At 44.9% G+C, this 14,525-nt stretch carries 14 protein-coding genes; all 14 read right to left on the bottom strand.

Annotation, left to right across the window (positions count from 1 at the left end; genetic code table 11):
* Positions 1-211: 211 nt before the first annotated feature.
* Positions 212-811 carry a DUF938 domain-containing protein gene (locus tag ACGHAV_RS08825; protein WP_390379228.1) on the bottom strand — a complete coding sequence of 200 codons (600 nt, stop codon included), beginning with the start codon at positions 809-811 and terminating at the stop codon, positions 212-214.
* 174 nt (positions 812-985) lie between these two features.
* A complete protein-coding gene (gene metH / locus ACGHAV_RS08820; protein WP_390379225.1) occupies positions 986-3,610 on the bottom strand; it encodes a methionine synthase in 2,625 nt (874 codons plus the stop codon).
* Positions 3,611-3,618: 8 nt separating this feature from the next.
* Positions 3,619-4,686: a homocysteine S-methyltransferase family protein gene (locus ACGHAV_RS08815; RefSeq protein WP_390379222.1), complete on the bottom strand. Its 1,068-nt coding sequence runs from the start codon at positions 4,684-4,686 to the stop codon at positions 3,619-3,621.
* A gap of 3 nt (positions 4,687-4,689) precedes the next feature.
* Positions 4,690-5,628 (bottom strand): homoserine O-succinyltransferase, encoded by a 939-nt coding sequence (gene metA / locus ACGHAV_RS08810; protein ID WP_390379219.1) that lies wholly within the window; start codon positions 5,626-5,628, stop codon positions 4,690-4,692.
* A 107-nt stretch (positions 5,629-5,735) separates the two neighbouring features.
* Positions 5,736-6,170: a DUF2802 domain-containing protein gene (locus ACGHAV_RS08805; RefSeq protein WP_390379216.1), complete on the bottom strand. Its 435-nt coding sequence runs from the start codon at positions 6,168-6,170 to the stop codon at positions 5,736-5,738.
* Positions 6,171-6,233: 63 nt separating this feature from the next.
* Complete coding sequence (locus tag ACGHAV_RS08800) at positions 6,234-6,725, bottom strand: chemotaxis protein CheW (protein ID WP_334012819.1); 492 nt, start codon at positions 6,723-6,725, stop codon at positions 6,234-6,236.
* A gap of 15 nt (positions 6,726-6,740) precedes the next feature.
* Positions 6,741-7,541, bottom strand: coding sequence for a chemotaxis protein CheW (locus tag ACGHAV_RS08795; protein WP_390379213.1), 801 nt, complete (start codon positions 7,539-7,541; stop codon positions 6,741-6,743).
* A gap of 7 nt (positions 7,542-7,548) precedes the next feature.
* Positions 7,549-8,313 carry a ParA family protein gene (locus ACGHAV_RS08790; protein ID WP_334012817.1) on the bottom strand — a complete coding sequence of 255 codons (765 nt, stop codon included), beginning with the start codon at positions 8,311-8,313 and terminating at the stop codon, positions 7,549-7,551.
* A 28-nt stretch (positions 8,314-8,341) separates the two neighbouring features.
* Positions 8,342-9,472: a chemotaxis response regulator protein-glutamate methylesterase gene (locus ACGHAV_RS08785; RefSeq protein WP_390379210.1), complete on the bottom strand. Its 1,131-nt coding sequence runs from the start codon at positions 9,470-9,472 to the stop codon at positions 8,342-8,344.
* Positions 9,473-9,500: 28 nt separating this feature from the next.
* Positions 9,501-11,708 carry a chemotaxis protein CheA gene (locus ACGHAV_RS08780; RefSeq protein WP_390379208.1) on the bottom strand — a complete coding sequence of 736 codons (2,208 nt, stop codon included), beginning with the start codon at positions 11,706-11,708 and terminating at the stop codon, positions 9,501-9,503.
* Between the two features lie 12 nt (positions 11,709-11,720).
* Positions 11,721-12,476 (bottom strand): protein phosphatase CheZ, encoded by a 756-nt coding sequence (locus tag ACGHAV_RS08775; RefSeq protein WP_390379205.1) that lies wholly within the window; start codon positions 12,474-12,476, stop codon positions 11,721-11,723.
* A 34-nt stretch (positions 12,477-12,510) separates the two neighbouring features.
* Positions 12,511-12,894 carry a chemotaxis response regulator CheY gene (gene cheY, locus ACGHAV_RS08770; RefSeq protein ID WP_012517682.1) on the bottom strand — a complete coding sequence of 128 codons (384 nt, stop codon included), beginning with the start codon at positions 12,892-12,894 and terminating at the stop codon, positions 12,511-12,513.
* Positions 12,895-12,930: 36 nt separating this feature from the next.
* Entirely contained in the window at positions 12,931-13,662 is a 732-nt protein-coding gene (locus tag ACGHAV_RS08765) for an RNA polymerase sigma factor FliA (protein WP_334012812.1), read from the bottom strand.
* Positions 13,659-14,525: a MinD/ParA family protein gene (locus tag ACGHAV_RS08760; RefSeq protein WP_334012811.1), complete on the bottom strand. Its 867-nt coding sequence runs from the start codon at positions 14,523-14,525 to the stop codon at positions 13,659-13,661. The genes ACGHAV_RS08765 and ACGHAV_RS08760 overlap by 4 nt, the downstream gene beginning before the upstream one ends.

Raw genomic sequence — 14,525 nt, 5'->3', positions numbered from 1 at the left:
AGTGGAGGACTAGAGCGTGTTGTAAGACATAGCTTTATTTATATGCGGTAAAGGTTTACGGAAGGTGCTAAAAGAAAACTGCTTATTTAGAAAAATCCTTCAGTAACACAGTCTTACTTTGAAAGATAATGGCCAACATTACAACCCTCAATGCAAATAAAAGTGCAAGTCTACGAAGGTATAGTTTTTAAAACGAAGTCACTGATAAGTACTAATTGTCTTTCTTACGCCACACCAACATAAGGTTATTGGCGGGCATGGTTACAATCTCTTGCAACGCTAACATTGGTGCCCACGCTATAAGCTCGTCGATATCACGATAGCCACCAAACCCTCTTTCTAGCAGTGAGTGATGAAAGTCATAATTGCTTTGACTGTTAAATTTACCCTGCTGTGTGAAAGGGCCGTATTGGCAGAAAAATGCACCAGAAGGTAAGTGAGAGGACACCAATTGCATTAGTATCTTAACTTCCTCTTTCTGCATGATGTGTGCGGTGTTTGCTGTGAAAATACCGTCGATAGGTAATTCGGGAAATTTATGCTCGCCCACTTTAAATTCAATTGGAGCGTGCAAGTTATTTTTAGGCTCATCAAGAAGCCACGCGTTGATGCCAGCATGGTAGTGTTGTTGGTCGCTGGTATACCAGTTAGCATGAGGTAAATTGTCAGCAAAAAATACAGCGTGTTGACCTGTGCCGCTGCCAATCTCAAGGATATGTCGCGTATTCTCAAACACGCTTGATAATACTGCCAGAATGGGACGCTTGTTATTTTCACACGCCTGACTAAAAGGCTTTTCAACTGGAGTCATTGTGCTATTTACCTCTGTTAAACGGGTACTGCGTAGTCAAATTCAGTACCTGCTCAATCCTTACTAAGGCAACTAATTCATTTAAGCACTTTTTTAAAGTACTTTAGTTAAGTGCTTTGTTTAAGTACGTTACTTACAAGCATGCTTAAACATTTTGCTTAACTCGTGTTTCATTTAATCACTTAAATTAGGCCCTAGCCATTTTTCCGCTTCTTCCAGCGTCCAGCCTTTGCGCTTGGCATAATCTTCTACTTGATCAGCTTGAATCTTCGCTACCGCAAAATACTTGCTTTGTGGGTGTGCAAAATACCAACCTGATACTGCGGCACCCGGCCACATAGCAAAGCTCTCGGTTAGCTTCATGCCTGTGTTTTCTTCTGCCGATAGCAAATCCCATATTAACTGCTTTTCAGTGTGCTCAGGGCAAGCGGCATAACCAGGTGCTGGTCGAATACCTTGGTATTTCTCTCTTATAAGCGCATCGTTATCTAACGATTCATCCGCAGCATAACCCCAATGATGTTTTCGTACTTGCTCATGTAAATATTCAGCAAAGGCCTCTGCAAGCCTATCGGCAACCGCTTTCACCATTATTCCGTTATAGTCATCACCGTTACTGATGTAAGCATCAGCGAGTTCGTCTTCGCCAATACCACCTGTTACCGCAAACGCACCAACATAATCGGCAATTCCACTTTCCTTTTCTGCCACAAAATCAGCCAAACAGTAGTTAGCGAACTTATCTTTTAAGGTTTGCTGACGAAGGTGGTGTGAAACACCAATAACCTGCTCTCTGCTTTCATCGGCATAAATTTCAATATCGTCGTCAACACGATTGGCCGGAAATAAGCCAAAAACACCTTTCGCTACTAACGTTTTTTCTTCGATAATTTTATCTAGCATGGCGTTTGCGTCTGCAAACAATGACGTTGCTTGCTCACCCACTACTTCATCGTTAAGAATACGTGGGTACTTTCCTGCCAATGACCACGTTAAGAAAAATGGTGTCCAGTCAATATAGTTTCGCAGCGTCGCTAAGTCCGCCGTTACTGTTTGTACGCCCAATGCCTGTGGTTTTACTGGTGCAGTTGAGAAATCAGGCTTAAAGGCGTTAGCGCGTGCTTGCTCAAGCGTAACAGGTTTGCTTCGTGGCTTTTTACGAGCGTGCTGTTCGCGTACGGTGTCATACTCTTTAGCAAGTTCCAACGCGAACACATCACGAGATGTCTTGTTGAGCAATCGTTGGCATACGCCAACCGCACGACTTGCATTGGGTACATAAACTACCGGTGAATGATAATTCTGCTCTATCTTCACGGCAGTATGTGCTTTAGACGTGGTTGCTCCGCCAATCAACAGCGGAATATAAAAACCCTGTCGTTCCATTTCCTTAGCAACATGCACCATCTCATCAAGCGACGGTGTAATAAGCCCAGACAGACCAATCATATCTACCTGTTCTTCTTTTGCCACCTGTAGAATAGTGGCTGCAGGTACCATAACCCCTAGGTCTATCACTTCGAAGTTATTACATTGAAGTACAACGCCAACAATGTTTTTACCAATATCGTGAACATCACCCTTTACGGTGGCTAGCAATATCTTGCCATTGCTCTTGGCATCGTCTGACTTTTCAGCCTCAATAAACGGTTGTAAGTGCGCAACGGCCTTTTTCATCACACGGGCAGACTTAACCACCTGTGGTAAGAACATCTTACCCTCACCAAACAAATCTCCTACTACATTCATGCCGTCCATAAGCGGACCTTCAATAACATGTAGCGGCCTTTCTGCTTGCTGCCTAGCTTCTTCGGTATCTTCAACAATATAGTCGGTTATACCTTTTACTAACGCATGTTCTAAACGTTTATTAACGTCTTGTTCGCGCCAACTTAGGTCTTCTTTGACGGCTGCTTTACCATCGCCTTGATAATTCGGCGCAATATCAAGCAAGCGCTCAGTAGCATCGCTGCGCCTATTCAGGATCACGTCTTCAACAGCATCGCGCAGTTCAGCCGGTATCTCATCATATACCTCTAACTGCCCCGCGTTCACGATAGCCATATCCATGCCAGCGCGAATGGCATGATATAAGAACACTGAGTGCATGGCTTCGCGTACCGGGTTGTTTCCGCGAAACGAGAATGAAATGTTAGACAACCCACCTGAAATGTGTGAGTGCGGGCAGGTTTCGCGAATAACCCGTGTTGCCTCTATAAAATCGACGGCGTAATTATCGTGCTCTTCAATACCGGTTGCTACCGCAAAGATATTAGGGTCGAAGATAATATCCTCCGGCGGAAACCCTATTTCCTCGGTAAGCAGTTTGTAGCTGCGTTGACAAATTTCAACCTTGCGAGCCTGCGTATCTGCTTGCCCTGTCTCGTCGAACGCCATTACAACAGTAGCGGCACCAAAACGTTTTATCTGCTTTGCCTGAGCGAGAAACTGCGCCTCTCCCTCTTTTAAGCTAATGGAGTTAACAATGGCCTTACCCTGCACACATTTAAGCCCAGCTTCAATGACTTCCCACTTTGACGAGTCAATCATAATAGGCACGCGACTTATGTCAGGCTCAGACGCGATTAAATTCAAAAAAGTGATCATCGCCTGTTTGGAATCAAGCATGGCTTCGTCCATGTTGATATCGATGATTTGCGCACCGCTTTCTACCTGCTGTCTTGCAACATCAAGGGCAGTTTCATAATCGCCTTCCAGAATAAGGCGCTTAAAGCGAGCTGAACCGGTTACGTTGGTTCGCTCACCTATATTAATAAATGTGGAAAATTCTGCGCTCACAAGGCCTCCTAATGTACAAACGGCTCAAGGCCTGACAGACGCATTTTGGGTTCAAACTGGGGAAGTGGACGAGGCGCAATGCCTTCTACGGCGTTAGCAATATCCCGAATATGTTCAGGCGTGCTGCCACAACAGCCGCCCACAATGTTGACTAATCCAGACTCAGCCCACTCTTTAATATGTTCGGCCATCTCTGGTCCTTCCATATCATACTCACCAAACTCGTTAGGTAAGCCTGCATTGGGGTGTGCAGAAATAAAGCATTCACTTACGTTTGCCACTTCATCAACATATTGACGCAGTAAGTCTGGCCCCAACGCACAATTCAACCCAAATGAAAACGGACTTATATGGCGCATAGAATAATAAAAAGCTTCCGCGGTTTGGCCTGACAATGTTCTGCCCGATGCATCGGTTATTGTGCCTGAGATCATGACTGGCAGCGACGTTCCTAATTTTTCAAATACGGTTTCAACCGCATAAGCTGCCGCCTTTGCGTTTAATGTATCGAATATAGTTTCAAGCATGATAAGGTCAACACCACCTTCTATAAGTGCCTCAGTTGACTCACTGTATGCCTCAACAAGCTCGTCAAATGTTACGTTGCGCTTTCCCGGATCGTTTACATCAGGAGAAATAGAGGCCGTGCGATTTGTAGGGCCTAAAACACCAGCTACAAAGCGTGGCTTTTCAGGGGTTTTCGCGGTGTACTCATTAGCCGCTTTTCGCGCAAGCTTTGCTGCTGCAAGATTAATATCTCTGGACTGTGCTTGCATATCATAGTCTGCCATTGCAATAGTGGTTGCATTGAAAGTGTTGGTTTCGATGATATCTGCGCCTGCTTCAAAATAATCGCAGTGTATTTGATAAATAATGTCAGGTTGAGTTATAACCAACAAATCATTATTTCCTTTCACATCGCAGTGCCAATTGGCAAACTGGGTGCCTCGATAATCTTCTTCTTCTAACTTATGACGCTGAATCATGGTGCCCATTGCGCCATCAAGAATAAGAATGCGTTTTTTGGCGGCGTCTGAAAGCGTGGCATGGGCCTTTGAAACGATATTGTGACTCACGTGCTACCTCTTTGGCTGTGATTTTTCAGCAAGCTGATTTAAGTCGTAAGGGGTGGTCTGGTAAACGTAGTAATTTAGCCAGTTCGTAAATAATAAACTGCCGTGTGAGCGCCATTGAACAATGGGCGACTTCGACGGGTCGTCCCCTTCAAAATAGTTTTTTGGTACAGCGGGCGATTGTCCACTATCTAGGTCTCTGAAATACTCTTCTTTGAGTGTATCTGGATCATATTCTGGGTGACCCGTAACAAACACCATACGCTTATCTTCTGACGCGACGATGTAGGCGCCAACGTCTTGCGATTCCGCAACCACGTTCAATCCTTCTACATTGTTATACTGCGCTTTGTCGATATGTCCATACCGAGAATGCGGCGCGTAGAAAACGGGGTCGAAACCTCGTAATAATTCATTGTGTGGGTCGTTCACTGTGTGCTTGTAGACGCCTGAAAACTTCTCTTCTCGAAGCGTGCGAGTGACACCGTAAAAATGGTACATTGCCGCATGAGCTGCCCAGCACAAGTAAAGTGTTGAGTTCACGTGTCGCTGTGCCCACTCTAAAATCGTGGTCATCGTATCCCAATATTTTACTTTCTCGTAATCAAGCATCGCTAGCGGCGCGCCAGTAACAATAAGCCCATCGTACTTCTTATTCGCGACACTTGAAAAGTCGTGGTAAAACGCATCCATGTGCGACTGCGGAGTGTTCTTAGGAGCTTGGTTGTCTATTCGTATGAGATCAACATTAATTTGAAGCGGCGTATTTGAAAGAAGACGTAAAATTTGAACTTCAGTTTCAATCTTATTGGGCATTAAATTAAGAATGCCTACTTCAAGAGGACGAATGTCCTGGTTGGACGCCCTATCCATATCCATAGTAAAGATATTTTCACCTAGAAGTACATTCTGTGCAGGCAATTGCTCAGGGATACGAATTGGCATAAAGGGCTCCAGTCATAAAAACAACAATGACTGTATTGTGTCTATTACACAGAATATGTCAACATCTTTACGTCTAGACGTCTAAACGTTTTTTATAGATGATTCATTCAACCGTTTTGACGATGCACCATCATAAGCATCTCTGCTTCGGCGCGAGGAATATCACAAGCCTCAATAATTTCATCAATGCTTGCCCCCTGTTTTACCAGTTCGGCAGCGCGTTGATAAAGACGAAGAGATGGGTCTTGCAGCTTAAGTTCTCTTACTTGATTTTCAATATCAGTTTGTTTTTCTTCCAAAGTTTGAAGATGACGAGTTATAACCAAACTGCGAGCTTGAGCCTCAGACTGCTGGTTGTTTGCATCATTCGCTTGTGCAGCCACATCTGAAAGCTTGGCAGACATGTCGTTTTCTAAGTTGCTAAATGAGGCCTGCAGCGCATTAATTTTAGAGGCAAGAACACCTACTACTATAAACAGCAGTACAACAACTAGGGCTAGAAGGGCTTCGATGAGGCTAGGAGCAGCAAACTGCAAGTCCATGTGCGCATTACCTTTACGTACAAAAAAAGACAGTGAAGGTTACATCACTGTCTTCTTCGCAAATTAGATGTTGGTGAGTTCGTCCCACTCTTCATCGCTTAGCAGCTTATTCAAATCAACCAAAATAAGCAGCTCACCATCGCGGTTACTCACACCTTGGATGAATTTCGCACTTTCTTCTGTGCCCACGTTCGGTGCGCTATCAATCTCAGAAGACTTAAGATAAACCACTTCAGCTACGCTATCTACCAAGATGCCAACGACTTGCTCGTCAGATTCAATGATAACGATACGCGTATTGTCGGTAATTTCCGTAGGCGGAAGTCCGAAACGCGCACGCGTGTCGATAACGGTAACAACATTACCACGCAAGTTGATAATCCCTAGCACGTAATCAGGCGCACCTGGCACTGGGGCAATTTCGGTATAACGTAATACTTCTTGTACCTGCATTACATTAATACCGTATGTTTCTTCACCTAAGCGGTACGTAACCCATTGAAGGACCTCGTCATTGCTGTCAGTGGCATTATTATTTGTTCTTTCGTCGCTCATGTACTTGGCTCCCAACTATGGCGTCTGGTCGTTACTGCCTAAGCCTTTGTTAAGCATAGATATTAATTCTTCAACGTCAACTAGCGCGCACATTTTTTCTTTCACCATCCCGGCTAACCAAGGACGTTTACCTGTGGACTCGCGCCATTTAACATCATCGATAGTTAAACTTACTGTGTTTACAAGCTTTTCACTCGCTAAACCCCACTCGCTTTCCCCTAACATTATAAGATATCGGTAGTTAAGCGATTCCGCGAGGTTTTCATCATATTTTTCTGGCATTACCCACTTGGCAGAGTCAACAACGTTAAGTTTTGAATCTCTGTGCAACATTACACCCATAAACCAGTCCGGTTTGCCAAACAAAGGGCCAACCTTTTCAATTTGATGGATACCACCTAATGTTATGAGTGGGACCGCTAGTGTCAGACCAGCCACTTCAAAAAACAATGCTTGAAAACGATTCCCAAGCGAGTCCTTTAATGGAATTTTAGTTTGTACTGACTCTTCTTCAAGTGTTGTTTTACTCTCTTCAATAACAACAGGATTTTCAGCAAGCGTTTCTTTAAGAATAACCGCTTTTTTGGGTGACTCTAAATAAGATGACACCTCTTCTACAATTTGCTCTTGTTCAGCGTAACTGTCTGCCTGCTGTCGCGTCGACGCCAGCGCGTCTTCTGCCATTTTTTGAGAAGCCTGTTCAAGCAGTTTTGCCGTGCGAACCGCTGCATCTTCCTCAGATGCAGGCTCTTTTAGAAGCGCGTCTAAATACGCTTCCATCACTTCTTCACGGGCAAATGGCGATTGCTTGCTCATTGTTTATTTACTTCTCCAGAACATCTAATAGTTTCGAGTAAGCAGCTACTCCCCGTGTTTTTGGATAGGCAGCAGATATGGGGAGCTGCACTAAACTCGCATCTCGAAAATGCGTATCGACAGGGATTACGCCTGTCCAAACACGATCACCATAATCACTCATCAAACGTTTACGTGATGCCAATGCGGCATTTGTACGCTTGTCGAACATCGTGGGGATAATAACTGTATCAAACGATTTATCTAACGAGCGCCCCATGATTTCCATGGTGCGAATCATTCTATCTAACCCCTTCAGTGCAAGGTATTCGGTTTGCGTTGGTACGATTACTTTATCGCAAGCCGCTAAAGCATTAACCATTAAAACACCTAGTACAGGTGGGCAATCGATAATAGCAACATCAAATTCATCTTGAATTGTTGCCAATGCTTTTTTAAGCACAAGCCCCATGCCTTGCTCGCTGCCCATTGTTCTGTCTAAAGTGGCTAACGCCATAGTCGCAGGCAACACATAAAGATTATCTAATTTAGTTGAACCCAAACAATCTAATACGTTATCGGCGGTTATGCCGCTAGATTTAATAAAAATATCGTAAACAGAATGACTTCCAGCCTCCGCATCAATGCCGAAGTAGTAACTCAAAGAAGCATGAGGGTCGGTATCTATCATTAATACGCGCTTGCCTTTTTCAGCAAGCAGGCCGCCGAGACTAACCGTTGTGGTTGTCTTACCTACACCGCCTTTCTGATTTGCAACCGTCCATACTTTCATGATTTTTATTCCGTGAGCCTACACGCTGCTATCGCATCTCTGTCTTAATACAGTCACTTATATCATCAATATTTATATTTTTTGAAGATATGTTGGCTACCGCCACTGCTTGCGGCATACCGTATACTACACATGAATCCTGATCTTGTGCCCAAATGGTAGCGCCGCGCTCTTTTAATGTTCGGCAACCTTCACGACCATCTGCGCCCATACCTGTCAATATGATCCCCAATACATCACCACCGTAAGCACGCGCTACAGAATTAAACGTTAAATCTACGCTAGGCTTATAGCTTGCCTTGTCAGAAGGGTCCGCATCAACAACGGCAATACGCTTAACTGAACCAGAACTCTCAATAATCATTTGTTTACCGCCTGGTGCAAGATAAGCATGACCGGGCTTGAGAATATCGCCACTCTCAGCCTCTTTGACTTTAACTTTACAGTTAGTGTCTAAGCGCTGCGCAAATGCCGTGGTAAATGTGCCAGGCATATGTTGGACAAGCAAAATGGGATAAGCAAAGTTTTCTGGTAATGGTGCTAGTACTTTTTGAAGCGCTACAGGGCCGCCCGTAGAGGCTCCAATGGCGAGACACTGGTAACGCTTGCCCGACGCCCTTACCGACGAAACTGTTGGCTGCTTTGCTGCATCCTTGTGACCTGACAGTAAACCAGAGCTCTTAAAAAAGGCCTGTTTTGGTGCGTTGTCTGGAAGTTTTCTTGCTTCAACTGAGCGAAATGAAGGACGCTTTAAGCCTATGCCTCGTCTAGCAATCAGCCGTACTTTCGTACAAAGTAAACGAGAGGCGTCCTTTCTATCTTGTGCGATATCTTCGAATTTTTTAGGTAAGAAATCGAGAGCTCCAGCTTCTAGTGCGTCAAGGGTTGCCTGTGCGCCGTGATGCGTAAGCGAGGAAAACATGAGAATGGGTACCGGACGCTTTTCCATAATGGCTTTCACAGCGGAAATGCCGTCCAAAATCGGCATTTCCACATCCATTGTTATCACGTCAGGCTTAAGCGCTTCTGCTTTTTCTAATGCGTCGCGCCCATTTTTCGCTTCCCCAACAACTTCAAGTTCCCTATCATCATCAAGTATCTCTTTTACTCGACGACGATAAAATGTCGAGTCATCCACGACAAGGACTTTAAAGACCATGGATTATTATTCCTGTTAATTCATCGCCTTACTTTATTGGTTTACGCGCGTACCGTTTTAGCAGGCTCGGAATATCTAAAATTAGCGCAATCCCACCATCTGAAGTTATGGTTGCACCCGCCATTCCAGGCGTTCCTTGCAACAATGCATCTAAAGGCTTGATAACCACTTCTTCTTGGCCTATTAGCGCGTCAACGACGAATCCGACCTGTTGAGTACCAATTTGTACTACAACAACATGCCCTTTTTCTCTATCAATGTTTTTAGGGCCACGAATTAGCCATTCACCAAGGAAGAACAGCGGAATTGCTTTTGAACGAACTATCATTGTTAGTTGGCCATCAACCGTATTGGTTTTCTTGATGTCCATATTTATTATTTCGTTCACCGCACCTAATGGTAACGCAAAGGTCTGTTTGCCTACAACAATCATTAGTGTAGGTAGGATAGCCAATGTCAGCGGCACTTTAATGTCTAACCGAGTCCCCTTGCCAAGCTGTGAATCGATGTTAACCGTACCATTAAGTTGGTTAATCTTCGTTTTCACCACGTCCATGCCAACACCACGACCAGAAATATCGCTGATTTCGGTCTTGGTTGAGAAGCCCGGTGCAAATATCAAGTTGAACGCTTCAACATCAGACATACGTGCTGCAGCGTCTGAATCAAGAACGCCACGGCTAATTGCAATATCTTTCAACTTTTCAGGGTCCATACCTTTACCATCATCTTCGATAGTAAGAAGGATATGATCGCCTTCTTGAGATGCAGATAATTGAACTGTACCCATACGCGGTTTACCCGCTGCAGCACGATCATCCGGCATCTCAATTCCGTGGTCTACCGAGTTTCGAACCAAATGCACTAGTGGATCGGCCAGGGCTTCAACCAGGTTTTTATCTAGATCTGTTTCTTCGCCCACCAACTCAAGTGTAATTTCTTTTTTCAGACTTCTGGCAAGGTCACGAACAACGCGGGGAAAACGACCGAATACTTTCTTGATTGGCTGCATGCGGGTTTTCATTACCGCACCTTGAAGGTCACCTGTTACGACATCCAAGTTAGCAATAGCCTTAGACATACTCTCATCGTTGCTATTAATACCCAAGCTGATAAGTCGGTTTCGAACCAACACCAACTCTCCCACCATATTCATGATTTGGTCAAGACGTTTTGTATCTACACGTACTGTAGTTTCAGCAGGCGGAGCAGCAGGAGCGGCTTTTTTGTCGTCTTTCTTCGGTGCTTCTTTCTTAGGTGCAGGTGCAGCTTTGGGGGCTGCTGGCGCGCTTGCTTTTGGTGCTGCTGGTGTTTGTTGTTTGGCTTTCTGGACGGCTTCAGTCGCAGCTTTATCTACAGGCGGCTCTGGTGATTTTGCAGAGCTGCTTGCTTGTGCAGTAGGGCCTTGGCCAGAACCATGCAGTTGGTCTAAGAGCGCCTCGAATTCATCATCGGTAATTTCATCGTCGCCACCTGCTGGTGACGCAGGCGCCGGTGCCGGGGCTGCTTTTGGCGCTTGATCTTCAGCACTGCTGAATTTGCCTTTACCGTGTAAATCGTCAAGTAAAGCCTCAAACTCTTCATCAGTAATATCATCGCTATCACTAGAAGCGCTAGCTGATGGGGTAGGTGCTGCATCTGAAGAAGAAGACTTTCCTGGCGCGCTTGAACCATGCAGCTCGTCTAGCAGCGCTTCAAATTCATCTTCTGTAATTTCGTCAATACCGCCTTCGGTATTGGACGCTGCAGACTGCGAAGGCGTTTCTTCTACAACAAGCTCGGGCTCTGATGCTGCCTCAGCTGGTGCTGCGCCATCGTCTCCACCGAATATATTCTCGTCAGGAGACTCAGGTCGGCTGAGTTTGTGCAGTATGTCGACAAGGTTTGAGTCTGCAGGCTCAAGTGGTTCTCTTGCTTTTACGCGTTCAAACATTTCAACAACCACGTCGGTTGCTTGCAGAATGATATCCATCAGTTCAGGTGTGAGCGTTCGTTGTCCGTTTCTCATAACGTCAAACACGTTCTCTGCACCATGACAGATTTCAACAAGTTCAGTCAGCGAAAGGAAACCTGCGCCACCTTTAACTGTGTGATATCCGCGGAATATTGCGTTTAGCAAATCCGCATCTTCAGGATTGTTCTCAAGATCAACGAGCTGTTCTTGTAATTGTTCAAGTATCTCTCCAGCTTCTACTAGAAAGTCCTGTAATATATCCTCGTCAACATCAAACGACATGCGCCCGCTCCCCTAAAAACCTAAGCTAGACAGAAGATCATCAACATCATCTTGGCCAGAAACAACGTCATCACGTTGGTCGGCATCGATGATTGGGCCCTCTGCCTCTACACCATCAACTTTATCGGCCTTAACGCTAGAAGATTTAATTTGTTCTGCACCATCACGCTCTCCGAACATGGTTAACATGTTCACTAAGCTATCTTCCACTTCTTTAACCAAGTCGATTACACGACGAATTACCTGCCCCGTAAGATCTTGGTATCCTTGCGCCATCAGCACTTCGGTAAGTAGCTGTGTAAGTTTAGTTGCCTGATCCGCACTGTCTTCAAGTAATTTATCCAAATCTGCGCAAAGCACCTTAAACTCGCCCAGTTCTATTTGGCGGTTCATAAGCTTTTTCCACTCAGGCATAACTTTCTCAATGCCTTCGGCAATACCTTCGGCTATTGGCATACTTGCTTCAACAGCATCCATAGTAGTATTAGCAGCTTTTTCAGTTTCTTCAATTACGTACGTAAGGCGGGACTGCGCATCGGGAATATCGTCAGTGGCAAGATTCTTGATGCGGTCGTCAATTTGAAAATTATTTAGTGCGTCATGAAGTTGACGCGTTAGCTTTCCTACTTCAGCAAACAGTTCAACATTTTCTTTCATTGACGCTGCTTCAAGAAGCGCATTAGCAGACTCGTTGTCACCTTCTTCAAGATATACAACAAGCTGTTTAGCTTCTTCTAGCGATATAGGAACGTTTACATTCGTTGTCATCCAGTAAACCTCGTTTCTCTGGTGAGCGTCTGGATCAACCTAAACGTTCGAAGATTTTGTCTAATTTTTCTTTAAGTGTAGCCGCCGTAAACGGTTTAACAACGTAGCCATTTACGCCAGCTTGTGCTGCAGCAACGATTTGCTCTTTCTTCGCTTCCGCAGTCACCATCAATACAGGAAGGTGCTTAAGCTTGTCGTCGGCACGAATAGCACGCAAAAGGTCAATACCTTGCATACCGGGCATATTCCAATCGGTAACGACAAAATCAAAGTCACCCTGCTGTAGCATAGGTAACGCAGTACTGCCGTCATCCGCTTCCTGGATGTTGGAGAAACCCAAATCTTTAAGTAGGTTTTTGATGATACGTCTCATGGTAGAAAAATCATCAACCACAAGAATCTTCATGCTTTTATCCAAAATAGCCTCCAGTGAGGGGTTAATTGTTATTAATATCTATTCTTCGTCAGCTTGCCACGATTTCATTCGTGATTTGAGTTTTAACATGGCCTGGCTGTGAATTTGACTCACTCTCGATTCACTAACATCGAGCACTTCACCTATTTCTCGAAGATTCAATTCTTCATCATAGTACAACGAGAGCACAATCGCTTCTCGTTCAGGTAGTGTTGTTATTGCATGCGCTAAAGCCTTCTGGAAGGCGCCCTGCATTAAATCTTCTAACGGCGCATCGCTACCTTTGTTTTGTTCGGTAGTAATGACGTCTTCAGAAACGCCCAAATCTTCAATACCCACTAACTTGCCAGCATTTACTTCATTGAGCATTTGGTGATAATCCTGCAAGCTTACATTTAGCTTAGCAGCAATATCAGAATCTCGTGCATCGCGACCGGTTTCGCTTTCTACTTGCGATATTGCCTCGGTAATAGCTCGGCCGTTTCTATGCACCGAGCGAGGCGTCCAGTCACCTTTACGAATTTCATCTAACATTGCGCCGCGAATACGAATACCCGCAAAAGTTTCAAAACTAGCACCTTTGGAGCCGTCGAAATTTCTCGCGGCTTCTAGCAGCCCAATCATGCCAGACTGAATTAAGTCATCAACAAGAACACTAGCAGGCAGACGCGCCATCAAGTGATGGGCAATACGCTTAACCAAAGGCGCATGTCTTTCAACTAACTGCGACTTATCGGTTTGTTGTTGATAAGCGGCTGCCTTGCTATTCAACGCTGACTTCCTACTGCTTTATCTGCAATTAATTGTTCAATAAAGAACTCTAAATGACCACCCGGTTGCGCCGGAATTGGCCACGACAATGCTTTATTGGCAAGCTGCGTAACAGCCACTGCTGCCGGTGAACTTGGGTACGCATCAACAATAGCAGTTTGCTTTCTTACCGCCTTGCGAATATTTTCGTCAAACGGCACCGTTGCTACTAATTCTAGTGCAACATCCAAAAAGCGCCCTGTAACCTTACTTAACTTGCTAAATAGCTCTTGACCTTCGCGAATATCACGCACCATGTTGGCAACAACTTTAAAGCGGAACACGCCGTGCTCACGATTTAGTATTTTAATCAGTGCGTAGGCATCGGTTAGCGATGTAGGTTCATCACACACCACTACCATGATATCTTGCGACGCTTTTGAAAAGCTTAAAACCATGTCTGAGATACCCGCGGCGGTATCAACGATAAGCACATCTATTTGCGAGCGCAGTTCGCTGAAGGCGCGAATAAGCCCTGCATGCTGTGTTGGCGAAAGCTCTGCCATAGACTGCGTACCCGACGTTGCAGGGGCAATTTTTATCCCATGAGGGCCTGTGACAAGTACTTCATCTAGCGTGCATTCACCAGAAAGTACATGAGAAAGGTTTTTCTCAACTCTTAAGCCCAACATGACATCTACGTTTGCAAGACCTAAGTCTGCATCGAGAACCATCACTCGCTTACCCTGCTTTGCCATGGCAATGGCAGTGTTAAGCGTGATATTTGTTTTACCGACGCCACCTTTACCTCCGGTGACGGCAATAACTTTGATTAACCGTGATTGCTTCATTTTTCTTAAGCTACTCGCTTGGTCGTCAATCAT

It is taken from the genome of Alteromonas sp. MTD1 (genome assembly GCF_042848195.1).
Lineage (GTDB): Bacteria > Pseudomonadota > Gammaproteobacteria > Enterobacterales > Alteromonadaceae > Alteromonas.
Note: the sequence above shows the minus strand (reverse complement) of the source record. Positions and strands in the feature narration are given on the sequence as shown.

What these genes read in the sequence shown, in the direction of transcription:
- ACGHAV_RS08825 (WP_390379228.1), bottom strand. Translation starts at nt 811, where the DNA reads ATGACTCCAGTTGAAAAGCCTTTTAGTCAGGCGTGTGAAAATAACAAG.
- metA (WP_390379219.1), bottom strand. Translation starts at nt 5,628, where the DNA reads ATGCCAATTCGTATCCCTGAGCAATTGCCTGCACAGAATGTACTTCTA.
- ACGHAV_RS08805 (WP_390379216.1), bottom strand. Translation starts at nt 6,170, where the DNA reads ATGGACTTGCAGTTTGCTGCTCCTAGCCTCATCGAAGCCCTTCTAGCC.
- ACGHAV_RS08800 (WP_334012819.1), bottom strand. Translation starts at nt 6,725, where the DNA reads ATGAGCGACGAAAGAACAAATAATAATGCCACTGACAGCAATGACGAG.
- ACGHAV_RS08795 (WP_390379213.1), bottom strand. Translation starts at nt 7,541, where the DNA reads ATGAGCAAGCAATCGCCATTTGCCCGTGAAGAAGTGATGGAAGCGTAT.
- ACGHAV_RS08790 (WP_334012817.1), bottom strand. Translation starts at nt 8,313, where the DNA reads ATGAAAGTATGGACGGTTGCAAATCAGAAAGGCGGTGTAGGTAAGACA.
- ACGHAV_RS08785 (WP_390379210.1), bottom strand. Translation starts at nt 9,472, where the DNA reads ATGGTCTTTAAAGTCCTTGTCGTGGATGACTCGACATTTTATCGTCGT.
- ACGHAV_RS08780 (WP_390379208.1), bottom strand. Translation starts at nt 11,708, where the DNA reads ATGTCGTTTGATGTTGACGAGGATATATTACAGGACTTTCTAGTAGAA.
- ACGHAV_RS08775 (WP_390379205.1), bottom strand. Translation starts at nt 12,476, where the DNA reads ATGACAACGAATGTAAACGTTCCTATATCGCTAGAAGAAGCTAAACAG.
- ACGHAV_RS08760 (WP_334012811.1), bottom strand. Translation starts at nt 14,525, where the DNA reads ATGATTGACGACCAAGCGAGTAGCTTAAGAAAAATGAAGCAATCACGG.